The organism is Sphingobium mellinum, from assembly GCF_037860795.1.
In the GTDB taxonomy this organism is placed as follows: Bacteria; Pseudomonadota; Alphaproteobacteria; order Sphingomonadales; family Sphingomonadaceae; genus Sphingobium; species Sphingobium mellinum.
The window spans coordinates 154321-180797 of sequence record NZ_JBANRK010000002.1; the positions used below are offsets into that span (position 1 = coordinate 154321).

Here is a 26477-nt window from a genome sequence, read left to right on the forward strand (position 1 = left end):
GGTAAGTTACCATGAAAAAGCTACTTCTGTGTGCCGTGTCGGCCATGGCTCTTGCCAGCGGCGCGCACGCCGACACCTCGACCAGCAGCATCACCCAGAGCGGCAGCAGCCAGAACGCGAATGTGACGCAGTCGGCAGCGACCAGTTCTGATTCCACCATCGTCCAGAGCAACGCCAACAACAAGGCGACGCTCGTGCAGAAGGGCGCCGATAACCTGTCGAGCATTGCCCAATCGGCAAATGGCGCAAAGGCGGCTGTCAGGCAGGACAGCAGCATCGACGCGCCGACGAGCAACGATCCGACCAACGCCGCCCATGTAACGCAGTCCGCCGCCGCCGCCGCCGGCGTGACTCAGACAGGCGAAGGCAACGCCGCCTATGTCGACCAGTCCGGCGCAGGTTCGACGGCTACCGTGAACCAGCTCAACGCCAACCGGCCGACGGTAGGCGCCGCCAACCGCCTTAATACCGCTTCGATCGACCAGGATGCTGGTGCCGCAAGCGCGACGATCGACCAGAATGGCGAGGGGGGCTCGTCCTATATCGTGCAGACGGCCGGGGCAGATGGTTCGACGGCGTCTTCGATCCAGTTTGGCGAGGATAACGGCTCCAACATCACCCAGTCGGGCGCCAGCAATGTCGCCACCGTCTATCAGCAGTCTGGCCCCGGCACATCTGGCAATGGTAGCTATTCGTCGGTCGATCAGAATGGCAGCTTCAACAATGCAGATGTCGCCCAGAACGGCGCCGGCAACGGATCGTCCGTCCGCCAGGATGGTGTCGGCGGGACCGTGAAGGTCAATCAAAGCGGCAGCAGCAACTATTCGGACGTGCGGCAGACCGCATTCGGATCGAGCGGCGTCGACGTGAAGCAGAATGGTCAGGGCAACGGATCCCAGGTCCTCCAGGCGTCGGCCGCGTCGCAGGTCGCCATCGACCAGAACGGCAAGGACAACCGCTCCTTCGTGACCGAGATTGCGGGCCTTTCCGCTGTTGCCGTCGATCAGGATGGCGAAGCCAACTATGCCAATGTCGGCCAGTTGACTGTGGGCGGACTCGTCAATGTGAAGCAGGACGGCAAGCGCAACAGCGCGACGGTCGGACAGGCCGGTGGCGGCGTGCTGGTGGACGTCAACCAGAAGGGCGATGACAATGCGTCCGACGCGCAGGAGATCGGCGCTGCGGCGGCCGTGTTCGTAACGCAGGACGGCGCGCGGAACCAGTCGCAGGTGGGCCAGGTCGGTGCCACCGCTTTGGTCGATATCAATCAGAAGGGTGATCGCAATCGGTCCACGGTGGGTCAGGCGAGTGCACTTGACTTCGACACACAGTTCAGCGTCGTCAACGTCGATCAGATCGGCAATGACAATGGCTCGACGATCGGTCAGAGTGGTCTGGATCAGCGTGCCTATGTTGCTGAGACTGGCAATGGCAACAGCTCGTTCATCCAGCAGATCGGCAGCGACAATGTCGCCAATGTCGCGATGGTTGGTAACGGCAATGCCTCGACCATTGGACAGGAAGGCGGCGCCAACCTCGCTTCCTTGACTGTTGATGGGTCAATGAACCAGTCGACCATCTATCAGGATGGTTTGAGCCTGAAGGCCACCGTCACCCAGAATGGCGACGCCAACAGCTCTCTGATCAGCCAGTCCGGCAGCCTTAACGAAGCCGTCGTGCTGCAGGCCACCGACTCGAACATTTCCGTTATCGCGCAAAGCGGCACCGGCAATTTCGCCAGCGTCAGCCAGTAATCACCCCACGGGTGGCGGCGGGATGGTTTGCATCCTGCCGCCATTCGGCCTGTCTACAGGCTTTGAAATAGGTGCGCCCATGAAAAAGATTATCGCTGCGTTGATCCTGATGGCCGCAATGCCTGCGACCGGGCAGGCGCAATCGGCCGCCAGCGCTGATAGTCGGGGCGATTACAACCGTATCCTGATCGACCAGTCGGCCGCGAATGGCGCGCAGGTCGACATCGACCAGGTCGGTGACAATAATATGATTACGCTGCAGCAAATCGCCGGAGGCCAGCGCGGGAGCATGCGCCTTGAAGGCGCTGGTCACCAGGTCCAGGCGGTCCAGCAGGGGCCCGGCGACAACAGCCTGGCACTATGGGTCGAAGGCAACGCCAACAGCAGCAACCTCGACCAGTCCGCGTTCGCGGGCGGAAGCAATGTCATGACGATCGGCCAATGGGGCGATAGAAACAGCGCGCAGGTCACGCAGACCGCTCTTGCCGGTGCCAACAGCCTCTACCTCCAGCAAAATGGCAATGACAATTTCGCCGGGCTGGCCCAGAATGGTGACAACAACAGTCTGTCGCTGACCCAGAATGGCGACAGCAATTCGGCCACACTCAGCCAGAACGGGACCGGCCTCGGCCTGTCCCTGACACAATGGGGCGGCGCCTCCATCAGCGTTACCCAAACGGCGCCTTGAGGACATGATGCCGACTTCAATCCTGGCTTTCGTCTTTTTGCTGCAGGGCGCCGCGGAGAGCGCGGCGGGGGCCCAGGGCGCCGAGGTAGAGCAGCTCAGCAGGCCGCTCGGAACTCCCTCCGATCTGGTCGTTCCCAATGTCGCGCCCGCTGCGAAAGGCACCAACCCCGCGTTGGTACAGCAATTGCCGCCGACGCTTGACGCCCCTTCCGAGCATGGCAAGGGCGAAGACACGCTCATCCGTGGCGACGAGCGCAAGACGCTGGCAGCCGAGGTCGCCCGAGCCGCGGAACTGATGCGACAGCGCGGACAACAGCCGACACCCGAGGCGCTCGCCCGTGAAATCGGGCCAGACGCACTTGCCGCCTTCCTGGATCAGGACCCCTCCGCCCTGGACAGCTACAGCGCGCCGAAGGAAGAAGGAACTGCGCACACACCAATCCCACAGGGCGGCGAAGGCGCGGTCATCATCCTGCCTGCCAATCCCGGAAGTTGAACGCAAACGATGCGCCCTCACCCCCTCTTCCTCTTTCTCGCAGGGATCTTCATGAGCCAGTCCGCCATCAGCGAACCCGCGCAGCTTCACCCCGTCTGGATGGAGGTACGCGAGGAGGGGCAGCAGGCGGTCATCGCAATCCTGGCCGCGTCGGATCAACCGGCGACGGTCACTGTGGTCCTGGATGTCCAGGGCGGATCCAAGCTGCACACCTCCGCCCGCGCCACCATCAATCCGGGGCAAGCGCCCGTCGTCCTGAGCCGCGCATCGATCGACGCGTATCACCCGTGGACGGCGCGGCTGACAGTCACGCCCGAACATGGCGATCACTATGTCGTTGAACGAAGCGACCGCGACTGACGCCCGACCGACTGCCCTCGATGGCGTTGACGCGATGCGGCACTAACGCTAATCCGTGCGCGGCGATGCGGGTGTAGCTCAATGGTAGAGCAGAAGCTTCCCAAGCTTACGACGAGGGTTCGATTCCCTTCACCCGCTCCAAACTCCCGTCAGCCCGCCCCCTCACTCTGCCGTCGTTAAGGCAGGTTAACGCATGTTCTATCCTGTGTAGTGTAAGCGCCGTCGATCTTCCCGATAGCCGGCGTCAGGAAGAAATCATGTCGCACTCTCAATGACATGCCGCCCTGTGCGAAGAATTAGCAGAGGGATCCGGAACGTTCGCCACGCCGGCGGGTTGCAAGTTACGCCAAGATGGAATGATTTGCGGGGATTTTATGAACACAGCGGCACCGGACGCGTCTGGAAACCGCTTCGAGTTGCTTGTCCAGAGCGTAACCGATTACGCCATTTTCATGCTCTCGACCAACGGCAATATCATCAGCTGGAATGCAGGAGCGCGCCGGTTCAAGGGCTATGAGGCCGACGAGATCATCGGCGAGCATTTTTCCCGCTTCTATTCGCCGGAGGATCAGGCGGCGGGGATCCCCGCACTTGCATTGTACACTGCCGAGCATGAGGGTCGGTTCGAAGCCGAAGGATGGCGCATTCGCAAGGATGGCACTCGATTCTGGGCCAATGTGGTCATCGACCCCATCCACGATTCGAATGGCACGCTGGTCGGCTTTGCCAAGGTCACTCGCGACCTGACGGAGCGACGGGCCGCACAGGAAGCGCTGCGGGCGAGCGAGGAACGATTCCGCCTGCTAGTCCAGAGCGTGACCGACTATGCCATCTACATGCTGGACCCGGTCGGATGCATCACCAGTTGGAATGCCGGCGCCGAGCGGTTCAAGGGCTATACCGCCGACGAGATACTCGGCCAGAATTTCTCTCGCTTCTATTCCGAGGAGGACCGCATGGCCGGCGTGCCTTCGCGTGCGCTGGAAACGGCTGAGCGCGAAAACCGGTTCGAGGCGGAGGGCTGGCGTATTCGCAAGGACGGCACCCGATTCTGGGCTAATGTGGTCATCGATTCCATCCGCGACCCGATGGGCAGGCTGATCGGCTTTGCCAAGATCACCCGCGACCTTACGGAACGCCGAGAGGCGCAACTGGCGCTGGAGGAAGCGCGCGAGGCAATATTCCAGGCGCAGAAGATGGACGCCATCGGCAAGCTGACCGGAGGCGTCGCGCATGACTTCAACAATCTGCTGGCGGTGATCGTGGGCAGCCTGGACCTGGCGCGGCAGCGCCTCGCAACGGGCGCCGACGTCTCTCGTTACATCGACAATGCGATGACGGCAGCCGAGCGTGGCGCGACGCTGACCCAACGGATGCTTGCCTTCGCCCGCAAGCAGGAGCTGCGGCTCGCCAATGTGGATTGCGTCCAGCTGGTTCGCAATATGGCTGATCTTCTCAAGTCCACTCTGGGCACCAGCGTCAGTATAGAAACCCGTTTCCCGCTATCGCTCAGCGCTGCCCACGCCGACCCGGCCCAATTGGAACTGGCGCTACTGAACCTGGCGGTCAACGCACGGGACGCCATGCCTAACGGTGGCAGGCTGATCATCGAAGGCGCCGAGGTCGATGTACTGTCAGACCGGAGGCCGGACCTGGAGACGGGCCGCTATGTCCGGTTGTCAGTCATCGACGAGGGTGAAGGCATGGATGCGGCCACGCTGAGCAGAGCAAGAGAGCCCTTCTTCACGACCAAGGGCGTGGGCAAGGGTACAGGCCTCGGCCTGTCGATGGTACATGGTTTCGCCCAGCAATGTGGCGGGTCCCTGGCCATATCGAGCGAAGCGGGGAACGGCACGACCGTGTCCCTGTGGTTGCCGCTGGCAACCGAAACGACCGAAGCCGCGGTGGCCGAGCGAGAGCCAGCGGCCGACATCGACTTTGGCCTCGATGATCCGCCGCTGGTAATCTTGGCTGTCGATGACGACGATCTCGTCCTCATGAACACCGCCGGCATGCTGGAGGAGCTGGGGCATACAGTGTTCCAGGCTGGATCAGCCGCCGATGCCTTGAGGATGCTGCAGGAGGGCAAAGTCGATCTTGTCATCACGGACCACGCTATGCCCCGGATGACCGGCGCAGAACTCGCTAATGCGTTGGAAGCGAGCCACCCTGGCCTTCCAGTTGTAATCATAACGGGCTTCGCCGAGCTGCCGCCTCATGCCACCAAGCGACTGCGGCTGGACAAGCCGTTCAAGCAGAGCGACCTTGCACGGATGGTGTCGATCGCCCGACGGGAGCTGCCGAGCGAGGCGCTCTTTCATTTGACGGAGCCTTCCAGCGGCGTGTGACGGGCCAGTCCCCGTTCGTCTCCCGTTTTGGCACGAATGGCGGCGCAATATGCTCGACAGCGCCCCGGAAGTGGCTGCTATAACAGGCACATCGCGTTGCCTCGTTCCAGTCCGGAGTTCGCCGAAACGACATGAATATCCCTTCCAACTTTTCGGCAACCCCGCAGGACCGCTGGGATAATGGCATTACGACCGGTCCAACATCCCATTTCTTCACTTCTCTTCGTACGCGCCTTCACTATCTCGATTGGGGGAATCGATCGGCACCGATGCTGATCCTCGTCCACGGCGGCCGCGATCATGCACGCAGCTGGGACTGGACAGCGCGAACACTCTCACGGGATTATCATGTAATCGCCCCGGATCTGCGGGGGCATGGCGACAGCGCCTGGTCGGCCGAAGGGACATATCTGATGGCCGACTTCGTCTATGACCTCGCCCAACTTGTGGATCAGATCGGGCGCGAGAAGGCGACGTTGATCGGTCATTCGCTGGGTGGTTCGATAGCGCTGCGCTACGCGGGGCTATTTCCGGAACAGGTCGAAAAACTCGTCGCGATCGAAGGGCTGGGACTGTCGCCCGAGCGGCTGAAGGAACATGTGACCCGCGCTGCGCCAGATGAATGGCGCGACTGGATCGACAAGCGGCGCGCCCGCGCCAGGCAGGCGCCTCCGCGCTATCCCACGCTGGAATCCGCCGTCGCGCGCATGCGGGAGCGCAACGATCATCTGTCCGCCGAACAGGCGCTCCACCTGACAGCGCATGGCGTCAACCGCAATGAAGATGGCAGTTTCGGCTGGAAATTCGATCCCTATGTCCGGGACATGCCACCGCATGCGGCGGACGATGCAAATTTGCCGGAGTTCTGGAGCCGGATCGCCTGCCCAGTCCTGCTTTGTTTGGGCCTCGACAGCTGGGCGTCAAACCCCGTCGCGGATGGACGCGCTGCGCATTTCCGGGATGCGCGGCTGGTCGAATTCGCGGACGCAGGGCATTGGGTGCACCACGACCAGTTCCAACGATTCATAACCGAACTGCGAGTCTTTCTATGAGCTTCCTATGAATTGAATGCCGCGACCGCGGTGCGATATTCGTCCTGAAGCTGTCGAATGAACGCCGCGGCCGATTGGACCTGCCGCACGGCGCCGATTCCCTGCCCCGCCCCCCACACGTCTCGCCACGCCTTCTTGTCGCCGGCAGCCACACTGGAAAAATCCATTCCACCCGCCTTGGGCAGTCGATCCGGGTCAAGCCCGGCAGCCCTGACGCTGGGGCGAAGATAATTGCCATGAACGCCGGTGAAATAGTCCGAGTAGACGATATCGCCCGCGCCGCTCTCCACGATCATCTGCTTGTACGCCTGCTCCGCATTGGCTTCGGACGTCGCGATGAAAGCCGATCCCATATAGGCCAGGTCAGCGCCCATCATCTGCGCCGCCGCGATCGAACGTCCGGTGGCGATCGCCCCCGACAATACGACCGGGCCGTCGAACCAGCTGCGTATCTCTTCGACCAGCGCGAAAGGCGAAAGCGTGCCGGCATGCCCGCCTGCCCCGGCCGCAACGGCGATCAGGCCGTCAGCGCCCTTGTCGATCGCCTTCCTGGCGAACTGGTCGTTGATGACATCATGCAGGACGATACCACCATAACCGTGCACGGCATCGTTTACCTCCGGCCGAGCCCCCAGCGATGTGATGACGATAGGCACGCGGTAGCGAGCGCACAGAGCGAGATCCTCCTCCAGTCGGGAATTGGTCTTGTGAACGATCAGGTTCACCGCGAAGGGTGCATCCTGATCGGTCAGTTCCTCGGTCAGCCGCTGCAACCATTGTTCCAGCACCCCACTCGGCCGGGCATTGAGCGAAGGGAAAGATCCGACGATGCCAGCGCGGCATTGCGCAATAACGAGATCGGGCTGGGAGATGATGAACATCGGTGATCCGATGACCGGCAGAGATAGACGTTTTTCCAGCAGTGCCGGCAGGGTCATGGAAATTTCTCCGATGAGGCGATGCGACGGTTAGCAGCGATCAGCCGGACAGCAAACCGCTCTTGTTCATCGGCGCAGGCCCACATCGGTAAGACATATCATTCCCCGACGATGCGGAGCAATTTACGTTCAACAGGCGCAAGTATACCCTGCAACTCCTGCCCGCGCTTCAATATATGTCCAGCCTCGCCAATCAATGTCCACATGCCTTGGCGGTGGCGCAGTGCGGGGCGCTTTTCGATGCGAAATTCCGGTCGCTCGGCGGCACGGCGGAAAGCCGAAAAGATCGCTGCGTCTCTGCCCAGATCGATCGCATAGTCGCGCCAATGACCGGCCGACACCATGCGCCCGTACAGATCCATGATCTTCTGTAGTTCAAGACGATCGAAGCCGATCTGCCCGCCCTTCGCACCCTGCTGCGACGGGAACGGCGTCACATTGTTCATCAGGCGCGACCGCGTTCCCTGAACAACGGAATGTCATCGTCGGCTGATGCGGCCGGCTCCGTACGATCGCGTTCTTCCATCAACGCGGCAACGCGCTTCTGAAGCTGTTCGATCTCACACTGCAGCAGTTCCAGCTTCTGCTTTTCAGGATCGTAACAATCCGAACAGGGCGTGCCATAGGGAAGGAATTCGCGCTGGTAAGCAGTGACATCGACCAACATCTGCCGGGCCGGAATGCCGACCATGGTCGCCCCTTCGGGCACCTCCTTCGTCACTACGGCATTCGCTCCAATGCGGGCCCGGGCGCCGACCCGGACAGGTCCCAAAATCTGCGCGCCGGAGCCGACGATAACGCCGTCGTAAAGCGTCGGGTGCCTCTTGCCCGCAATGCCATTGGCAGGATCCGTTCCGCCCAGCGTCACATTCTGGTAGAGAGTCACATCATCGCCGATCTCCGCCGTCTCGCCGATTACGGTGAAGCCATGATCGATGAAGAAACGCTTGCCGATCCGCGCGCCGGGATGAATGTCATTTCCGGTCAGGAACCGGGACAGATGGTTGACAGCGCGAGCAAGAAAATACAGCCGGACGCCATAAAGCCCATGCGCCACGCGATGGAAGGCAAGTGACCAAACGCCGGGATAAAGAAGGATTTCAGCTCGCGAACGCGGGGCCGGGTCACGCGATTTGACCGAATCCAGATAAGCAATGAGATTGCGCAGCATGAACCGCCCCTGAAAGCCGAACAGCGACAGACATAGGCGCAAAGGGATAAGTTTTCCAGATGCGTGGCTATTTCGCCTTCGCCCGATAAAATAGAAAATTTCTTGGCCCGCCATGATAGACCCACCAATGCGGTAGACAATCATCCCAGAGGCCCGTGAATGTCGGACATATTTATCGCCCAGTTCAGCGAATTATTGCCGTTCATTCTCATCGGTTTCGGGGCACAGATGATCGACGGTGCGCTGGGCATGGCCTATGGCGTGATATCCAGCACGCTGTTGTTGACGCTGGGCGTACCGCCAAGCCGCGCCTCCGCCAGCGTCCATGCAGCGGAAACATTCACCACTGCCGTCTCTGCCCTAAGTCATATCGCGCACCGCAATGTCGACTGGCGCCTGTTCGCGCGTCTCATCATACCGGGCGTGCTCGGCGGAATCGCCGGCGCCTATATCCTGTCCAACATCGACGGCTCCATCATCAAGCCGTTCGTGCAGATATATCTGAGCGGCATCGGCCTCTATCTGATCTGGCGTGGCTTTCATTTTCCTCATCACGCACGTGATCCCAAATGGGTGGCGCCACTGGGCTTAGTGGGAGGCTTCATGGACGCGACCGGTGGCGGCGGCTGGGGACCCATCGTCACGTCCAACCTGCTGATCCAAGGAGCCAGCCCACGCCATACGATCGGCACGGTCAACACGGTGGAATTCGCCCTAACGCTGGCCATCAGCCTGACCTTCATCCTTCATCTGGGATCGCAGGCGTTCACCACCTACACGATGGGTTTGCTGATCGGCGGGGTCATCGCCGCCCCCTTCGGCGCCATGCTGGCGCGACATGTCGCGCCGCACGTGCTGTTCACAGCTGTGGGCACGATCCTTTCCCTCACATCGCTGTTCGGCATCGCCAAATGGCTTGGATATATTGGATAATCCGCTTATATTTCCTCCATTGATCGAGGAAGGCAATCAATGTCCAATTACATGCCCACGCTCAAACAGCTGCAATATCTCGTTGCGCTCAAGGAGCACGGGCATTTCGGTAAGGCGGCGGACAGTTGTTACGTGACGCAATCCACCTTGTCGGCGGGCATCCGCGAACTGGAATCACTTATCGGCGTGACGCTGGTGGAGCGGACTCGCCGAGTCGTCCGTTTCACGGCCCTAGGCGATCGCATCGTCGAAAAAGCGCACCGCGTGCTGCGCGAAGCGGAGGAACTGGCTGCTATTGCGGAAGCGTCAGGCAAGCCATTGACCGGCGAACTGCGGATGAGCGTCATCCCGACCATCGCGCCCTTCCTTCTGCCCCGGCTGCTGCCCAGGCTGCGGGCGGATCGACCAGAACTTAAACTCTATCTGCGCGAGGAGACGAGCCAGGCGGCGATAGAATCGCTCCGCCACGGCAACGTCGATTGCGTGCTGCTCGCCCTGCCCTTCGCCACCGGTGAACTGGACAGCGAACTGCTGTTTCAGGACCGGCTATATGTCGCCTTTCCGCAGGATGACCCCAGCGACCCACCAGAATGGATTGCGCCGGAGATGATCGACGAAACCAAGCTGCTGCTGCTGGAAGACGGCCATTGCCTGAAGGATCATGCGCTGGCGGCCTGTAATCGTCCCGAAATCCGCGCGAGCGCGATGATGATGGGAACGTCACTGCATACACTGGTGCAGATGGTCGACAACGGGCTGGGCATGACGATCATGCCGGAAATGGCGATCGCCGGCGGGATATTGGATCATACCCGGATCACCACGCGACCGCTGCGGTCGGATCGCTCCTATCGCGACATCGCTCTGGTCTGGCGCAAGAACAGCCCGCGGGAAAAGGAATTTCGGTTGCTGGCGGAGTTGCTGCGCGAGGCAGCCGAAGGCCCACTCAACGCCATCGCGGCTCAGCCTGACACTGCCCTCTCCACGCTCTCAAATCTGCCTTAGCCAACCGCGCGCCCTCGCCTCATCCTCGGAGCGCGATTCCACCCACGACATGGAGCCGTCGGCAAAATATTCTTTCTTCCAGAATGGCGCCTGCGACTTCAACCAGTCGATGAGAAAGGCGCACGCCTCTAGCGCGGCGGTGCGATGGCGCGCCGCCGTGCCCACGAAGACGATCTGCTCGCCCGGAGCGAGCCGCCCAAAGCGGTGGATTACCCGCGCGTCCTGCAAGGGCCAGCGCGCCATGGCCTCATCAACGATCCGTTCGACCTGCGGCCGCGTCATCGCCTCATAATGATGCAGTTCCAGCGCCACGAGGTCTCCTTCGGCCCGAACAATTCCGGTAAAGCTGGCAATACCGCCGCCGCCGCCCGCCTCCAGCGCGGCCAGTTCCTCGCCGACGTCAAATGCTTCCGCCTGGATCGAGACACGGCTCATCCGCCAGTGACCGGCGGGAAGATCGCCAGTTCCTTCGCGTCGCCGATAGGCCGGTCGAGCGGAACGAACTGCTGATCGAGCGCAGCCCGCAGTCTGGCCGGATCCGCCAGCGCCTCGGCATAACCGCCGCCTCGCGAGGCCAGTGAGACGATCAATTCCTGGACGGTTTCAGCCGGATCGGGCCGACCGACCTGCTCCTCGTCGCGGCCGATACTTTCGCGCACCCAGGCGAAATAGAGGATAGTAAGCGCTGCCATCATCAATCCATATGCTTGATGCCGACGCGCAGATAATCCCAGCCAGTGACCAGCGTCAGGATTGCCGCGGCCCAGAGCGTGGCGATGCCAATCATCTGGACGACGGCCAGGTGCGGCACCGCGCCAGCCAGAATCAAGGCCCCCAGCGCGATCAACTGGCAGGTGGTCTTCCATTTGGCGAGGCGGGAGACAGGCACCGATACCTGAAGGCCGGCAAGGAATTCGCGCAGACCTGAAACGGCGATCTCACGCAGCAGGATGATCATCGCGGCGACGATGTGAATACCCGCAATATCCCGCGTCGCAGCCAGCATCAAGATGACGGCGCCGACCATGATCTTGTCCGCAATGGGATCAAGAAAGACGCCGAGCTTCGACACTGTCCCCTGCGCGCGGGCAAGATAGCCGTCGAAATAGTCGGTGATGCCCATCAGGCAGTATAGCGCGAAAGCCAGGGCATAACCCGTCGTCCAGCGCGCCCCGACCTCCCCCGGCCAGAGCAGGGCGACCAGCAGCGGCACCGTCAGGATGCGCGAAAGCGTCAGCACATTGGGCAGCGTCAGCATGGGCGCGGACTGCCACAGTCCGCCTCGTCGCACAAGCGGACGCGACAGAGCCGCGCATGATGGCATCGGTGAAGGTTGGACAGAGCGGCTGTCAGCGGCTAGACCCCGCTCGCTCGTCCACAGCGAAGAAGATCTTCCCGCCTTATGCAAGCCTCACTCAGGCTCCTTAACAAGCGACGTTTCCTGCCGCTTTTCGTCACCCAGTTGCTCGGCGCCTTCAACGACAATCTGTTCAAGAACGCGATGGTGCTGTTCGTCGTCTACAGCGTCTATAACGACGAACGGTCGGAAACCTGGTTCAGCGCACTGGCGACGGGGGTTTTCATCCTGCCCTTCTTCCTTTTGTCGGCGCTTTCGGGGCAATTGGCGGATCAGCGCGACAAGGCGACCATCATCCGGATCGTGAAGGCGGCGGAAGTCGCGATCATGCTCGTGGGAGCGACCGGTCTTGCGCTGATCTGGAGCGGGATGGCCGTCCACACGATCGCCATCCCGCTGCTGCTGGCGGCGCTGTGCGCGATGGGCATCCATTCGACATTTTTCGGCCCCATCAAATATGCAATCCTACCGCAGCATCTGCATGACGATGAAGTGTTGGGCGGGACCGGACTGGTCGAGGCCGGAACCTATATCGCGATTCTGGCCGGCACCATCCTGGCCGGCGTGATCCCGGTGGAAGTGGCGGCGTGCGGCATCATCCTGACCGCGCTGCTCGGTTATGTCGCGGGCCGGGAAGTGCCGCCAGCGCCTTCGTCACTGGATCGACAACCGATCGATTTCCACATCATCCGTTCGTCCGTCGCACTTGTACGGGGAACCATGCACATCCGCCGCCTCTATCTGGCCATTATGGCCATCAGCTTCTTCTGGGCGGTCGGGTCGGTACTGTTCATCCAGTTTCCGCCGCTGGTGAAAAATGTTCTGACGGCTGACAAGCCGGTGGCCAGCCTCTTCCTTGCCATCTTCTCGATCGGCATCGCGATCGGATCGGTCGCGATCAACCGGCTGCTCAAGGGCCACGTGTCGGCAAAATACGCGCCCGCCGCAGTGATCGGCATGGGCCTGTGCATAGTCGCGTTCCACATCGTTTGCGACCTGTGGACGCCGGCCCCAGAAGGAAAAATGCTTTCGCTGGGCGGATTTCTGGCTCATCCCCTTGCCATTCCGCTGTCTGCCTGCCTTCTCGGTGTGGCGACTTTCGGCGGCATGTTCGTCGTCCCACTTTATGCATTTTTGACCACGACGGTCGAGAAATGCGAAGCGGCAAGGACGGTCGCGGCGAACAACATCGTCAATTCCGGCGCCATGGTCCTGGGCTCGGTGGCGGCGCTGGGGCTGAGCTTCATGGGGCTGTCAGTCGTCAACCAACTGCTGCTGGTGGCTACGCTCTGCCTGCCCTGCGCTGGCCTTGCTTGGAAACTGCACAAGGCCTGCGATTGAGGGAAGCCTTAGTAGATGAAGCTGTAGAAGGCAGTGAAAAACGCGCAGAAGCTCAAAACGAACAATTTCCAGTCGCTATCATCCGACGCGGCCGCGGCGGCCGCCTGCTTCACTTCAAGCACATGGCGCGGCAGCCGTTGGCGGAAAGGATGGCGGGCGGATTCAGTTGTCAGGATGAGAAGGCGTGTTCGCATGATGGCAGTTAACGCTTTCTTCACCTTTTGGACCATCCCCATTCATGGTTAACCGGCACCCGTCCCACACTGGGACGACCTTGACTGTATCAGGATAATAATACAGCGTGCCTGCACCGATGAGAGATCCGCTGCCCGTCCCCCCACCCGACCCTGCGCCATCCCGTGAATTCGGGGCCGGTCCGCCGAGTGCCTTCGCCCCGGCGACTCCCTGGAGGCGGCGATTGCACGTTGCAGGCTGGGTCATCGCGGCACTGATGGCACTGCTGATGATCATGATCGCATGGTTGGCCGTCACGGCGCCGTTGTCGCGATCTCTCAAACCAATCGCGCCACCCAGCATCAGCCTGATGTCCGCCGACGGCCACCTGATTGCGCGGCGCGGGGCGATCATTGACAAGCCGGTAGCGATCAGGGACCTGCCTGCCCATGTGCCCCAGGCCTTCATGGCAATCGAGGACCGACGCTTCTACAGCCACTGGGGCGTGGACCCGCGTGGTATCGCTCGAGCGGCCTGGCATAATATGTGGTCCGACGGCTCTTCACAGGGCGGCAGCACGATCACGCAGCAACTCGCCAAGGGTGTGTTCCTGTCGAGCGACCGAACCTTTGGTCGCAAGGCGCGAGAGGCACTCATCGCCTTCTGGCTGGAAGCGTGGCTGACCAAGGACCAGATTTTCGAACGCTATCTTTCCAACGTCTATTTCGGCGACAACGTCTATGGGTTGCGCGCGGCAGCCCTGCACTATTTCGGCCGGCAGCCAGAGCGACTGTCCATACCCCAGGCGGCCATGCTGGCCGGCCTTTTGAAGGCGCCGTCGCGCCTCGCTCCCACCACCAACCTCAAGGGCGCACGGGAGCGCGCCACGCTGGTGATGCAGGCGATGGTGGAGGCAGGCTATATCAGCAAGGCGCAGCGCAACAGCTTGGCGCCAGCGCGGCTCACCGTGCAACAGAGGCCCGATCCGACCACCGGCACCTATTTCGCGGACTGGGTGCTGCCAGATGCGCGCGATCGCGCCGGAGCGGTCTACGGGGCGCAGACGGTCTCGACGACGCTAGACTGGCGCATCCAGCGCCTGGCAGAGGCAGCCATCCGCCGCGCGCCGTTGGGCGGAGCGGAAGCGGCGCTGGTCGCAATGAAGCCGGACGGCAGCGTCGTTGCGATGGTGGGCGGCAAGGACTATCGGGCGAGCAGCTTCAATCGCGCGGTACAGGCCAAACGGCAGCCAGGCTCGACCTTCAAGCTTTTCGTTTATCTCGCGGCTTTCCGCGCCGGCATGACACCCGAAGATTTCGTGGAGGATACGCCGATCACGACCGGCAGCTACCGCCCCGCCAATCATGGTGGGAAATATCGCGGTCGGATCACCCTCCGCCAGGCTTTTGCCGCGTCAAGCAACGTCGCGGCGGTCCGGCTGACGCAGAAAGTGGGCGTTGACAACGTCATCAAGGTGGCGCGCGATCTGGGCGTGACCGCGCCGCTGAACGAGGATCTCAGCCTGGCGCTTGGCACGTCGGAAATACCGCTGGTGGAACTGACCGAGGCCTATGCCGCGATCGCAGCGGGCGCCTATCCGGTGCTTGCTCACGGCCTTCCGCCTGAGGAGCAGAGCTGGTTTGCCAGGCTGTTGAGCCGCCAGCGTCATTTCAGCCAGGATCAACTGGACATGATGCGCGATCTGCTGTCGTCCGCCGCGAACCGCGGCACAGGCAGCGCCGCGGCCCTGCGGACCAGCACCTTCGGCAAGACCGGCACCACGCAGGACAGCCGCGATGCCATATTCGTCGGCTATGCCGGCGGTCTTGTGACCGCGGTCTGGATCGGCAATGACGATAACACACCGCTTCCGGGTGGAGCGGCGGGTGGCGGCGTTCCGGCCCGGATCTGGCGGAACTTCATGTCGGGCGCCATCAATGAGCCCGCCGAGATACCGCCCGAAGAAAAGGATAGCGACCTGGTCAATGCGATCGCCAATGTCACGGTCGAGGCGGGTCTGGGCAACATGACCGTCGGTGTCGATCGAAACGGCATGTCACTCGACATCGGTCCCAATCAGTTGCGGATGCCGATCGGCGATGCGCCCGATGACGAGCCTCCGGCTCCGCCGGCGGGCGCGCCACCGCCGCGTGTCGTTCCGACGCAGCCTTCGGATGAGGTTCCCGCACCACCCAAGCCTAATTGACGCCCGCTGACCGAGATCGGCTCTGCGCCCAGCGAATCGAAGGACGACACATGGCATTCACGGCGAAAATCCTGTTACTCGGATCGGGCGAACTGGGGCGCGAGTTCACTATCTCGGCCAAGCGCCTGGGGTGTCTGGTTATTGCCTGCGACAGCTATGCCGACGCTCCGGCGATGCAGGTCGCCGACGGATACGAGATCTTCTCGATGCTGGACGCCGACATGCTGCGCAACGCGATCGAAAAGCACCGGCCGGACTATATCGTTCCTGAAGTCGAAGCGATCCGCACCGAAGTGCTGGCGGACGTGGAAGCCCAGGGCGCAACCGTCGTGCCTTCAGCGCGTGCCACTATCATGACCATGAACCGTGATCGCATCCGCGAAGTGGCGGCAGTCGAGCTTGGATTGCGGACGTCCCGCTATCGCTATGCCGAAAGCCTGGAGGAAGTCCGCGCGGCCGCAGCGCATACCGGCCTGCCCTGTGTCATCAAGCCGGTCATGTCCTCTTCCGGCAAGGGCCAGAGTACGGTCCAAACCGAGGGGGAACTGGAGCGCGCCTGGAGCTATGCCGTGGCGAATATGCGCGGCGATCGCAGCCGGGTAATTGTCGAGGAATTCATCGCTTTCGACTATGAGATCACCCTCCTCACAGTACGGAGCCGCGAAGGCGTGCGTTTCTGCGCGCCGATCGGCCATCGCCAGGAGCGCGGCGATTATCAGGAAAGCTGGCAGCCCGCGCCAATGGCGGACTGCGCGCTCAAAGCGGCGCAGGATATGGCCCGGGCCGTCGTCGACAATCTGGGCGGCTATGGCATTTTCGGCGTCGAGTTCTTCGTGACCGGGGACACTGTGATCTTCTCCGAACTTTCGCCGCGCCCCCACGACACCGGCATGGTGACGCTGATCTCCCAGAATCTGGGCGAGTTCGACCTGCACGCGCGGGCCATATTGGGCCTCCCCGTGCCAGACGTCCGTCTTAAGGGCCCATCGGCGTCTGCGGTCCTGCTTGCGGATCGCGATGCGTCCGACTTCCGGGTCGAAGGACTCGCCGACGCGCTCGCGACGCCCGGTGGCGAGGTGGATGTGCGAATCTTTTCCAAGCCCACCACCCGACCTTATCGTCGCATGGGTATAGCGCTGGCGCTGGCCGCTGACACGGACGCCGCCCGACGGATCGCGGGCGAGGCTGCGGGGAAACTGCGGATCATCTACGGAAAATAGGCGCTTCGGCGGATTGAAAGGCCATCTCCCTCGCCTCGCCTGTCAGGGCGGTGAATTCGGCCCATCGCCCGGCTCACCCTTCCGCACAGCGGGAACCTGTCCTAAAGAGGCGTGATGAGTGCCCCCCTCTACAACAAAGACATCCTCAGACTCGCTGCCAGCATCCCCCACTATCAGCGTTTGCCGGACCCTGATGCCAGCGTCGAGAAACGCTCGCCCACGTGCGGATCGCGGGTGACGGCAGACGTGCGTCTGCGGGACGGCAAGGTGGTTGCGCTCGGCCTCGACGTTAAGGCCTGCGCGCTGGGTCAGGCTTCGGCCTCGCTGATGGCGGCGCATGCGATCGGCCGAAGTGTCGGCGAATTAGCAGAAGCGCGCGACCATCTCGCGGCCTATCTGGCGGGTACGGCTGACGATCTGGGTTTCTGGCCTGGCCTTCCCGTGCTGGCTCCGGCGCGCGATTATCCAGCGCGCCATGCCTCGATCCGTCTGGGATTTGAGGCGATTGCAGAAGCCGCGCGAATGGCGGAAGCCTGATGCAGGGATCCGCTGCTGCGGCCGCTAACGTATCGGGTTCGGCCACCGACATACTGCTGACCGAAGGCGTCATCCTGCTAGGCGCAGCTGTGCTGTTCGTCATGCTTTTCCGGCGTTTCGGCCTCGGCGCCGTGCTGGGCTATCTCGTGGCGGGCGCGCTGGTGGGACCTCAAGGGCTGGCGCTGGTCGGAGGCGGCCAATCAAAGCTCGCCATAGCGGAAATCGGCATTGTACTGCTGCTCTTCCTGGTCGGGCTGGAGCTCCACCCCGCCCGCCTATGGCGTCTGAAGCGCGACATTTTCGCGCTCGGATTCGCGCAGGTGGTGCTGTGCGGCTTGGCGCTGACTGCCGTCATATTCCTGACGACAGGCTTCACTTGGGGCGCAGCAATAGCGCTAGGCCTGCCGCTCGCCCTCTCCTCCACGGCGCAGGTGCTGCCCAGCCTGAAAAACAGTGGGCGCATCAACTCACCTTTTGGCGAGAAGGTCTTTTCGATCCTGCTGTTCCAGGATCTTTCGATCGTGCCGCTGATCACCATAGTCGCCGCCCTTTCGCGCAATCCGGCTGATGTCGGCGGCCCGCCAGGATGGCAACTGGCTGCCTACACGGTCGCGGCCATCGCCGGCCTGGTTCTGGCGGGCCGCTTCATCCTGCGTCCACTGCTACAACTGGTGGGACGACTGGGTGAACGCGAGTTGTTCGTGGCCGTCGGCCTGTTCACTGTGCTCGCCGCCGCTGCTCTGATGCACATGCTTCACCTGTCGACGGCGCTGGGCGCCTTCGTCGCGGGCGTGATGCTGGCCGATTCTCCCTATCGGCACGAGATAGAGGCGGATGTGGAGCCGTTTCGTTCCATCCTGCTCGGCCTCTTCTTCTTGGCTGTCGGCATGGTGCTTGATCTTCATGCCGTGGCCCAAAATCCGCTGTTCGTCATCGGCATGGCAGCGGCACTGGTGGCTACCAAGACGTTGTTGATAACGGGCTTGGCCCGGTTGTTCGGCATGGAATGGCCGCAAGCGGTCAGCTCCGGGCTGCTCCTCAGCCAGGGCGGTGAATTCGGCTTCGTGCTCTTCGCTCAGGCCCAGAACGCGCTGCTGATCGCACCGGAAGGGGCAAGCCTCTTCAGCGCCATCGTCACTTTTTCCATGGCGACCACGCCCTTCCTCATGCTGTTCGCGCGCAGGCTGGAATTCGCAAAGCCCAAGTCCGCCGCGGGACTACCTGTGCCGGACGATACAACACGCGGCACGGCGATCATCGTGGGCTATGGCCGCTTCGGGCAGACGGTAGCGCAGATGTTGATGGGCCATGGCTTCGAGGTGGTCTTGATCGACAAGAAGCCAGCGCAGATTGAGGCTTCGAGCCGTCTGGACATGAAAGTACATTATGGCGACGGCACACGGATCGACCTGCTGCGGCGAGCGGGGGCGGACGAAGCGAGGCTGATCGCCTTCTGCATAGATGATCCTACACTCGACCAGCGGATCCTGAATCCTGTCGCCGAGGCCTTCCCCCAGGCAGCCCTGCTCGTGCGCGCCTTTGATCGGCGCCAGTTGCTGGCCCTGCGCGACATGGACCTGGCTGGCGTCTTCCGCGAACTGTTCGAATCGGCCATCTGCATGGGCGTTCAGGCAATGGAGGTCCTGGGCGTGCCCCCGCGCGAGATCGAGGAGGTGGAGCGGCAATATCGCGAGAATGATGAGCAAAGGCTGACGGCCCAGAGCGAACAGGGCACCTTGATGGCGGCCAAGGACCTGATATTCCGGCCGGGTCGGCGCATGCGGCTGAGTGCACGTGGAGAAGAGGATGGCGGCGCATGATTGGAATATGGGCTGCCCTGTCGGCGGCGATTGCAATTGCGGCGGGCGCTTTCGGCGCACATGGCGCTTCCAATCCACAGGCCGCGGAATGGCTGCGGACCGGCGGAATGTATCAGTTGATCCACGCCGTGGCAGCGATCAGCATCATGGGAATGGCGCGCGGACCGGCTGCACTGCTTCTGGTGGGCGCCGCTATCTTCGCGGCCACCCTCTACGCCATGGCGCTGGGCGGTCCGCGCTGGTTGGGAGCGGTCACGCCGATCGGAGGGTCGCTCATGATCGCAGGGTGGCTATGGGTCGCATGGTCACTCTGGCGCCATTGACAGGCTGCCCTTGCCCCAGACCCTCCCCAAGCATAGATTGAGACTTATGGCCGATCATCATCACCACCACCTGGAACCGACCGGAACCAAGCTGGCGGATGCGGCGCGCGCAACGCTGGAGGCGCAGAACGAACAATGGACGCCTATGCGTGCGGCGATCTTCGATGCGCTGGCGGCCGAGGATCGGCCCGCGTCGGCCTATGACATTGCCGACAACGTGTCGAAAGCGCGGGGCAAGCGGGTAGCGCCGAACAGCGTCTACCGCATTCTGGACCTGTTCGTGGCGAACAATATCGCGATGCGGGTGGAAAGCGCGAACGCCTATATCGCGAACGCGCATCCGGGCTGTCATCACGACTGTATCTTTCTGGTCTGCCGCAACTGCAGGCAGGCTACGCATGTCGACGATGATGTCGTCACCAATGAAGTGCGCGCCTTGGCGGAGCAGGAAGGTTTCCTGCCCGAGCGGCCCGTGATCGAGATCTTGGGAACCTGCGCGAGGTGCGCCGCGTGAGGCAAGCGTTGCGCTTTGCCGAGGAAAGGCCTAGCGCGCAGGGAGTTTATGTCCTTCATGAATGATCGCCCCTCCACTCCGCTGCTCGACCAGGTCGTTTGGCCGGCCGACCTGCGCGCGCTAAGACCCGAACAATTGCGTCAGTTCGCCGATGAACTGCGGCAGGAAGTGATTTCCGCTGTTGGCGTCACTGGTGGCCATCTGGGATCGGGCTTGGGTGTCGTGGAGTTGACCACCGCCATTCACTATGTGTTCGACACACCCAACGACAAGCTGGTCTGGGACGTCGGCCATCAATGCTACCCGCACAAGATATTGACCGGGCGGCGCGACCGCATCCGAACCTTGCGACAGGGCGGCGGCCTGTCGGGCTTCACGAAGCGTGCCGAAAGCGAGTTCGATCCCTTCGGCGCGGCGCATAGTTCAACCTCGATCAGCGCGGCGGTGGGCTTTGCCGTGGCCAACAGGCTGACCAACAAGCCGGGCAAGGGCATCGCTGTGATCGGCGACGGCGCGATGTCGGCCGGCATGGCCTATGAAGCGATGAACAACGCACATGAGGCGGGCAATCGGCTGATCGTGATTCTCAACGACAATGACATGTCGATCGCTCCGCCGGTGGGAGGCTTGTCCGCCTATCTCGCCCGTCTGGTGTCCAGCCGCGAATTCCTCGGCCTGCGCCATCTCGCCAAGCGGCTGGCGCGCAAGTTGCCCCGGCCACTGCACAATGCTGCACGCAAAACCGATGAATTCGCGCGCGGCATGGCGATGGGCGGCACGTTGTTCGAGGAATTGGGCTTCTATTATGTCGGCCCTATCGACGGCCACAATCTCGACCAACTTGTGCCGGTCCTCGAAAATGTCCGCGATGCAGCGGAGGGACCGTGCCTCGTCCATGTCGTGACACAGAAGGGCAAGGGCTATGGTCCGGCCGAAGCGGCGGCGGACAAATATCACGGCGTGCAGAAGTTCGACGTGATAACCGGAACCCAAGCCAAAGCGCCTCCCGGCCCACCCAGCTACACGTCGGTGTTCGCCAAGGCGCTTGTCGCCGAGGCGACGCGCGACACGACGATCTGCGCCATAACCGCCGCCATGCCATCGGGCACGGGCCTCGACAAGTTCGCCGAGGCTTTCCCCGACCGATCGTTTGACGTCGGCATCGCAGAGCAGCACGCTGTTACCTTCGCCGCCGGGCTTGCGGCCCAGGGGATGCGGCCCTTCTGCGCCATCTATTCTACCTTCCTGCAGCGCGCCTATGATCAGGTTGTGCATGATGTGGCGATTCAGAACCTGCCGGTGCGCTTTGCCATCGACCGGGCCGGCCTGGTCGGCGCCGACGGCTCTACCCATGCGGGCAGCTTCGATGTCACCTATCTTGCGACCCTGCCCAACATGGTCGTCATGGCCGCGGCGGACGAGGCGGAACTGGTTCACATGGTCCACACCTGCGCCCTGCATGACAGCGGGCCCAGCGCCGTGCGCTATCCCCGTGGCAATGGCGTTGGCGTTGCCTTGCCGGAAACGCCGGAGCGACTGGAGATCGGCAAGGGCCGGATCGTCCGTGAGGGGCGGCAGGTCGCAATCCTGTCACTCGGGACACGACTGGGAGAAGCGCTCAAGGCTGCCGACGCACTGGAGGCCCGGGGCTTGTCCACCACCGTCGCGGACCTCCGCTTTGCCAAGCCGCTGGACGAAACGATGATCCGTCGCCTGCTGACCACGCATGAGGTCGCCGTCACGATAGAGGAAGGCGCGATCGGCGGGCTTGGCGCGCATGTCCTGACGCTCGCGAGCGACCTGGGGCTTATCGACAATGGCCTGAAGCTGCGGACGATGCGCCTGCCGGACATCTTCCAGGATCAGGACAAGCCGGAAAAGCAATATGCCGACGCGCGGCTGGACGCACCCGCGATCATCGACACCGTGCTGACGGCGTTGCGCCACAACAGCGCCGGCCTGGGAACCGAAGCCCGAGCCTGAACGGAGGCCAGATGGCGGACAGTTGCTGCGCATCCAAAGCCGTCGAACTGGAGCAGCGACCGTAGCGCTGACGCAATCACCTTGGCCCGATATCGTCGTCGGTGCGACTATCGCGGCATTGTTTTTGACGTCCGCCGTGCGTGTAATTCGCGCATCCCTGCCTGTCATGGCAAAGGGCTGACGCAAAAAAGCGACCGCTCCTCCCCCCTCGCCACGTCGATCGACTGGCCAGGGTGGCGGGCGCTGTTCTCGCTGAACCGGATCTGCCGCAAGTCACCCAATCGATCGGTGACTTGCTCGCGCTCTATTGCTGCGGAACCGTGGCGCGCGCGTCCTGGCCGTCCCCTTCGGGCGCAGCGATGATGTCGCGCGTGGTCGTACCCTTATCCACCACATTGGTGCCCGGATCGCCCGCCGAGGAGCGGATGCCCGCAGCGGCATTGGCCTGGCCGGCAGCGCTCAACGCGGCGGCTTCCGTAGCGCTGCGCGGCGCCGGCCCGCCGAACATGGCGTCCATCGCGGCGCGGCCGGAATCGATGGCAGAGGCCGATGGCGTACCCGGCGCGGGGGGCACAAGCGCATAATCCGGCGGAATCACCAGCGGCGCCTGACGCGAAACAGCGAACTCATCGGGCCGCTCACGATTGAAAAGGCCCGAAGAACCGCAGGCGGACAGGGTGGAAACAAGGCCGGCGGCGAGGATCAGTTTACGCATCAGTTCAATGACTCCGTCTTTGCGCCCTTCTCGCGCAGCAGAAGCGCGCGCGCAAGCAGGATCAGTACGCCGAAAGTGATGGCCGCATCGGCCAGATTGAAAATCAGGAAAGGACGCCACTCGCCGAAATGGAGGTCGGCATAATCAACGACATAGCCGAGGCGCACCCGATCGACGATATTGCCGATCGCGCCGCCCAAAACCAGACCGAGCGCGGCGACATCCTGCCGCGACTTTTCGCGCCACATCCACACGCCCACGAACGTTGCTATCAGCATCGTCATGCCCACCAGCACCCAGCGCATCATGTTGGTGTCGGCATGGAAGAAGCCCATCGACACGCCACGATTTTCAAGCCAGCGCAGGCGAAAGATGGGCAATATTTCGATGCCGTCGTCCATCCTGCTCTTGAGCGCGAGGGGATAGGTGACCGTATATTTCACCAGTTGATCAAGCGCGAGCGCGACGATCGCAACGACAAGGCCCAACGGGCGGTGGTTAACGGACGCCATCAGCAGCTCACGCAATGGAATGAGGAAGGTGACACAAAAAAATCCCGGAAAAGCGCCATCATTATTCTGTTTCACCTGTCTTCAGGCGACTGAACGCAGCCTATAGCCGATGCAGATGCCGGTAGGACAGGGAAGTTTTCACTCCATCCGGCCGCTGGCCCGTGGAGCGCGGCGATGAACGGTCAAACGCCCAGCACCTGCTCGCAGCGGTTGCAGAGTGTGCCGTCCTCCTCGACCTCCGGCAGCAGGCGCCAGCAGCGGCCGCATTTGTGCCAGTCGCTGGGCTTGACTGAAATGCCTTCGCCGGCGCCGGTTTCGATGCGGGCGACGATGGCGATTTCGGCGAAGTTCACACCGTCACTGGGAACCTGTTCACCCATGGTGACATCGGCTTCCAGGCTGGAACGGATGATCTTTTCGCGGCGGAGCGGTTCGATGGCTTCGTTGACCTGATCGCGCTGGTTGCGGATTTGGGTCCATTTGTCGTCAAGGCCCTGGTCGAGCCAGGCCGTATCGACATCCGGCCATTCCAGGAAATGCACGCTTTCTTCGGGGTTTGAGAAGCGACTTTGCCAGACTTCCTCAGCGGTGAAGGGGATGATAGGCGCGGCGTAGCGGACCAGCGCGTGGAACAGCGTGTCGAGGACCGTGCGATAGGCGCGGCGCTTGGGATCGCTCTTCGCGTCGCAATAGAGGCAGTCCTTGCGAATGTCGAAGAAGAAGGCCGACAGGTCGCTATTGGCGAAGTCCATCAGTGCGCGGGTGTAGCGGCTGAATTCGAGCCAGTTTTCACTGTCAGCGCTCTTGTCGACCACGCTCCTGAGTTCTGAATCGAGCTTCGCGAGCAGGTGGAGCATGTAGCGCTCCAGTTCCGGCATGTCGCTGGCAGGCACCTTCTCTTCTTCCGAAAAATCGGAAAGAGCACCAAGCAAGTAACGGAAAGTATTGCGAAGTTTTCGGTAGGCGTCGGATGATCCGGCCAACACTTCCTTGCCGATGCGCACATCGTCGAAATAGTCGGTGCTGGCGACCCAGACGCGCAGAATGTCCGAGCCACTTTCGGCGATGACCTTGAGCGGGTCCACCACATTGCCGAGGCTTTTCGACATTTTCCGGCCTTGCCCGTCGAGCGCAAAGCCGTGGGTCAGGACGGCATCATAGGGCGCGCGGCCACGGGTGCCGCTGGCTTCGAGCAGCGAGGACTGGAACCAGCCGCGATGCTGATCGGAGCCTTCGAGATAGAGGTCCGCGCGGACCCCTTCCCCGTAACGCCCTTCTACGACGAAGCTGTGCGTCGAGCCGCTGTCGAACCAGACGTCGAGAATGTCGTTCACGACCTCATAGTCATTGAGGTCGTAGTCCGGACCAAGCAGCGCCTGATGATCGGCACCAAACCATGCGTCGGCGCCTGCGCCCTTAAACGCTTCGATAATGCGAGCATTTACCGCTTTATCAACGAGATACTCACCAGTCTTGCGATGAACATAGAGGGCGATGGGAACACCCCAAGCGCGCTGGCGGCTGATCACCCAGTCAGGGCGGCCTTCCACCATCGAGCGGATGCGGTTGATCGAGCGTTCGGGCACCCAACGCGTGTTCTCGATCGCGTCGAGCGCCATACCGCGCAGGGTCGCGCCGTTGCGTTGGGCCGCAAGGATGGCCTCTTCCTCGGCGCAGCGTGGGATGATCCCGTCACCGATCGGGCGGTCCATCGGGATGAACCATTGGGGCGTGCAGCGGAAGATGATCTTCGCCTTCGAGCGCCAGCTGTGGGGATAGCTGTGCTTGAAATCATCGGATGCGGCGAGGAGGCCGCCCGCTTCGCGCAGGTCGGTGCAGATCGGGCCGTCCTTGCTGACGAACTTCGGATTGATGACCGACCCCTGCCCGCCGAGCCAGAGCCAGTCCTCGCGATATTTGCCGTCATTTTCAACGGCGAAGACCGGGTTGATGCCGTTCGCCTTGCAGAGCGCGAAGTCGTCCTCGCCATGGTCGGGCGCCATGTGGACTAGGCCGGTGCCCGCATCGGTGGTGACGAAATCGCCCGCGAGGAACGGGCGCGGCCTGGCGAAGAAGCCGCCGAGGTGGTGTATCGGGTGGCGGGCGACGGCTCCGGCGAGCTGGGAGCCTTTGAAATGCTTGTGCGGCTGGACATGGATGAGGCCCGAACGCTCCTTGAACGGGCCGATCAGCGCTTCAGCGACGATGAACTTCCGCCCATCGCCTTCCAGCAGCACATACTCAACCTCCGGACCATAAGCCAAAGCCTGATTGACCGGGATCGTCCACGGCGTCGTCGTCCAGATCACCGCATAGGCGCCGACCAGTTCCGGCGCGTTGGGCGCTTCGACAATCTCGAACGCCACGTCGATCTGCGTCGAGACGATGTCCTCATATTCGACCTCCGCCTCGGCCAGCGCGGTCTTTTCGACCGGGGACCACATGACGGGCTTGGCACCGCGATAAAGCTGGCCGCTTTCGGCGAACTTCAGCAGTTCAGACACGATGGTAGCTTCAGCATCGAACTTCATGGTGAGATAGGGATCATCCCAGTCGCCCATGATGCCCAGACGCTTGAACTGGTCCTTCTGCACGCCGACCCATTTGTCCGCATAGGCGCGGCATTCGGCGCGGAACTCGGCCGCAGGAACCTCGTCCTTGTTCAGCTTCTTCTTGCGATAATCCTCCTCGATCTTCCATTCGATCGGAAGACCGTGGCAGTCCCAGCCGGGCACATAGGGCGCGTCTTTACCCAGCAATGACTGGCTGCGGACAATGATGTCCTTCAGCACCTTGTTCATCGCGTGGCCCATATGGATGTCGCCATTGGCGTAGGGCGGGCCATCGTGAAGGATGAAGCGTGTCCGGCCCTTCCGGCGCTCACGCAGACGCCCATAGAGGTCCATTCCCTCCCAGCGGGCGAGGATCGCCGGTTCCTTCTGCGCGAGGCCCGCCTTCATCGGGAAGTCGGTGACAGGAAGGAAAACGGTGCTCTTATAGTCAGGCTGGTCGGTCATCGGGGCGCTTACA

General features: G+C 62.3%; 26 protein-coding genes and 1 tRNA gene. 17 read left to right on the forward strand and 10 right to left on the reverse strand.

What is annotated here, in order from left to right; translation table 11 throughout:
* The first annotated feature begins 11 nt into the window (after nt 1-11).
* The 7 genes from AAC640_RS05105 to AAC640_RS05135 all read left to right on the forward strand — a co-directional run bounded on the left by AAC640_RS05105 (nt 12) and on the right by AAC640_RS05135 (nt 6698).
* A complete protein-coding gene (locus AAC640_RS05105) occupies nt 12-1754 on the forward strand; it encodes a beta strand repeat-containing protein (RefSeq protein ID WP_340265028.1) in 1743 nt (580 codons plus the stop codon).
* A 79-nt stretch (nt 1755-1833) separates the two neighbouring features.
* The gene (locus tag AAC640_RS05110; protein WP_340265029.1) at nt 1834-2442 is read left to right on the forward strand and encodes a hypothetical protein; all 609 of its coding nucleotides are present in this window, start codon (nt 1834-1836) and stop codon (nt 2440-2442) included.
* A 4-nt stretch (nt 2443-2446) separates the two neighbouring features.
* Nucleotides 2447-2938, forward strand: coding sequence for a hypothetical protein (locus AAC640_RS05115; RefSeq protein ID WP_340265030.1), 492 nt, complete (start codon nt 2447-2449; stop codon nt 2936-2938).
* Between the two features lie 51 nt (nt 2939-2989).
* The gene (locus AAC640_RS05120) at nt 2990-3298 is read left to right on the forward strand and encodes a hypothetical protein (protein WP_340265031.1); all 309 of its coding nucleotides are present in this window, start codon (nt 2990-2992) and stop codon (nt 3296-3298) included.
* A gap of 67 nt (nt 3299-3365) precedes the next feature.
* Nucleotides 3366-3439: transfer RNA gene (locus AAC640_RS05125), tRNA-Gly, on the forward strand.
* 233 nt (nt 3440-3672) lie between these two features.
* A complete protein-coding gene (locus AAC640_RS05130) occupies nt 3673-5646 on the forward strand; it encodes a hybrid sensor histidine kinase/response regulator (protein WP_340265032.1) in 1974 nt (657 codons plus the stop codon).
* A 131-nt stretch (nt 5647-5777) separates the two neighbouring features.
* Complete coding sequence (locus AAC640_RS05135) at nt 5778-6698, forward strand: alpha/beta fold hydrolase (RefSeq protein WP_340265033.1); 921 nt, start codon at nt 5778-5780, stop codon at nt 6696-6698.
* 5 nt (nt 6699-6703) lie between these two features.
* Here the strand turns inward: AAC640_RS05135 and AAC640_RS05140 are convergent, their stop codons facing one another.
* From AAC640_RS05140 to epsC, 3 genes are all read right to left on the reverse strand, one after another.
* A complete protein-coding gene (locus AAC640_RS05140) occupies nt 6704-7636 on the reverse strand; it encodes an NAD(P)H-dependent flavin oxidoreductase (protein WP_340265034.1) in 933 nt (310 codons plus the stop codon).
* A gap of 98 nt (nt 7637-7734) precedes the next feature.
* Nucleotides 7735-8082 carry a DUF2794 domain-containing protein gene (locus AAC640_RS05145; protein ID WP_340265035.1) on the reverse strand — a complete coding sequence of 116 codons (348 nt, stop codon included), beginning with the start codon at nt 8080-8082 and terminating at the stop codon, nt 7735-7737.
* Nucleotides 8082-8807 (reverse strand): serine O-acetyltransferase EpsC, encoded by a 726-nt coding sequence (epsC, locus tag AAC640_RS05150; RefSeq protein ID WP_340265036.1) that lies wholly within the window; start codon nt 8805-8807, stop codon nt 8082-8084. Before epsC ends, AAC640_RS05145 begins: the two co-directional genes overlap by 1 nt.
* Before the next feature lie 159 nt (nt 8808-8966).
* On the opposite strand from epsC, the gene AAC640_RS05155 reads away from it, so the two are divergent.
* Nucleotides 8967-9740 carry a sulfite exporter TauE/SafE family protein gene (locus AAC640_RS05155; protein WP_340265037.1) on the forward strand — a complete coding sequence of 258 codons (774 nt, stop codon included), beginning with the start codon at nt 8967-8969 and terminating at the stop codon, nt 9738-9740.
* 39 nt (nt 9741-9779) lie between these two features.
* Nucleotides 9780-10745: a hydrogen peroxide-inducible genes activator gene (locus AAC640_RS05160; RefSeq protein WP_340265038.1), complete on the forward strand. Its 966-nt coding sequence runs from the start codon at nt 9780-9782 to the stop codon at nt 10743-10745.
* On the opposite strand, the gene AAC640_RS05165 is transcribed toward AAC640_RS05160, so the two are convergent.
* Genes AAC640_RS05165 through pgsA form a run of 3 tightly spaced genes read right to left on the reverse strand, consistent with a single transcriptional unit; the run spans nt 10731 to nt 12003 of the window.
* The gene (locus AAC640_RS05165) at nt 10731-11180 is read right to left on the reverse strand and encodes a molybdenum cofactor biosynthesis protein MoaE (RefSeq protein ID WP_340265039.1); all 450 of its coding nucleotides are present in this window, start codon (nt 11178-11180) and stop codon (nt 10731-10733) included. The two genes, AAC640_RS05160 and AAC640_RS05165, sit on opposite strands and share 15 nt — an antisense overlap.
* Entirely contained in the window at nt 11177-11437 is a 261-nt protein-coding gene (moaD, locus tag AAC640_RS05170) for a molybdopterin converting factor subunit 1 (RefSeq protein ID WP_340265040.1), read from the reverse strand. The genes AAC640_RS05165 and moaD overlap by 4 nt, the downstream gene beginning before the upstream one ends.
* 2 nt (nt 11438-11439) lie before the next feature.
* Nucleotides 11440-12003: a CDP-diacylglycerol--glycerol-3-phosphate 3-phosphatidyltransferase gene (gene pgsA, locus AAC640_RS05175; RefSeq protein WP_340265041.1), complete on the reverse strand. Its 564-nt coding sequence runs from the start codon at nt 12001-12003 to the stop codon at nt 11440-11442.
* 144 nt (nt 12004-12147) lie between these two features.
* Here pgsA and AAC640_RS05180 point away from each other — a divergent pair, with 144 nt between their 5' ends.
* Nucleotides 12148-13443, forward strand: a complete 1296-nt coding sequence (locus AAC640_RS05180; protein WP_340265042.1) for an MFS transporter — start codon at nt 12148-12150, stop codon at nt 13441-13443.
* 8 nt (nt 13444-13451) lie between these two features.
* Here AAC640_RS05180 and AAC640_RS05185 read toward each other — a convergent pair whose 3' ends face one another.
* The gene (locus tag AAC640_RS05185) at nt 13452-13637 is read right to left on the reverse strand and encodes a hypothetical protein (RefSeq protein WP_340265346.1); all 186 of its coding nucleotides are present in this window, start codon (nt 13635-13637) and stop codon (nt 13452-13454) included.
* 107 nt (nt 13638-13744) lie between these two features.
* Between AAC640_RS05185 and AAC640_RS05190 the strand changes: the two genes are divergently transcribed.
* From AAC640_RS05190 to dxs, 7 genes are all read left to right on the forward strand, one after another.
* A complete protein-coding gene (locus AAC640_RS05190) occupies nt 13745-15823 on the forward strand; it encodes a transglycosylase domain-containing protein (RefSeq protein WP_422794955.1) in 2079 nt (692 codons plus the stop codon).
* Nucleotides 15824-15873: 50 nt separating this feature from the next.
* Nucleotides 15874-17043, forward strand: coding sequence for a formate-dependent phosphoribosylglycinamide formyltransferase (purT, locus tag AAC640_RS05195; RefSeq protein WP_340265043.1), 1170 nt, complete (start codon nt 15874-15876; stop codon nt 17041-17043).
* A 114-nt stretch (nt 17044-17157) separates the two neighbouring features.
* The gene (locus AAC640_RS05200; RefSeq protein ID WP_340265044.1) at nt 17158-17580 is read left to right on the forward strand and encodes an iron-sulfur cluster assembly scaffold protein; all 423 of its coding nucleotides are present in this window, start codon (nt 17158-17160) and stop codon (nt 17578-17580) included.
* Nucleotides 17580-19400, forward strand: coding sequence for a cation:proton antiporter domain-containing protein (locus AAC640_RS05205; RefSeq protein WP_340265045.1), 1821 nt, complete (start codon nt 17580-17582; stop codon nt 19398-19400). The genes AAC640_RS05200 and AAC640_RS05205 overlap by 1 nt, the downstream gene beginning before the upstream one ends.
* Nucleotides 19397-19723: a DUF423 domain-containing protein gene (locus AAC640_RS05210; RefSeq protein WP_340265046.1), complete on the forward strand. Its 327-nt coding sequence runs from the start codon at nt 19397-19399 to the stop codon at nt 19721-19723. Before AAC640_RS05205 ends, AAC640_RS05210 begins: the two co-directional genes overlap by 4 nt.
* Before the next feature lie 46 nt (nt 19724-19769).
* Entirely contained in the window at nt 19770-20237 is a 468-nt protein-coding gene (locus AAC640_RS05215) for a Fur family transcriptional regulator (RefSeq protein WP_340265047.1), read from the forward strand.
* Nucleotides 20238-20285: 48 nt separating this feature from the next.
* Nucleotides 20286-22220 carry a 1-deoxy-D-xylulose-5-phosphate synthase gene (dxs, locus tag AAC640_RS05220; RefSeq protein WP_340265048.1) on the forward strand — a complete coding sequence of 645 codons (1935 nt, stop codon included), beginning with the start codon at nt 20286-20288 and terminating at the stop codon, nt 22218-22220.
* A gap of 304 nt (nt 22221-22524) precedes the next feature.
* Here the strand turns inward: dxs and AAC640_RS05225 are convergent, their stop codons facing one another.
* The 3 genes from AAC640_RS05225 to ileS form a co-directional block, all read right to left on the reverse strand.
* Nucleotides 22525-22935 carry a DUF3035 domain-containing protein gene (locus AAC640_RS05225; RefSeq protein ID WP_340265049.1) on the reverse strand — a complete coding sequence of 137 codons (411 nt, stop codon included), beginning with the start codon at nt 22933-22935 and terminating at the stop codon, nt 22525-22527.
* Nucleotides 22935-23447 (reverse strand): signal peptidase II, encoded by a 513-nt coding sequence (gene lspA / locus AAC640_RS05230; protein WP_340265050.1) that lies wholly within the window; start codon nt 23445-23447, stop codon nt 22935-22937. Before lspA ends, AAC640_RS05225 begins: the two co-directional genes overlap by 1 nt.
* A 182-nt stretch (nt 23448-23629) precedes the next feature.
* Complete coding sequence (gene ileS / locus AAC640_RS05235) at nt 23630-26464, reverse strand: isoleucine--tRNA ligase (RefSeq protein ID WP_340265051.1); 2835 nt, start codon at nt 26462-26464, stop codon at nt 23630-23632.
* Between the last annotated feature and the right edge of the window lie 13 nt (nt 26465-26477).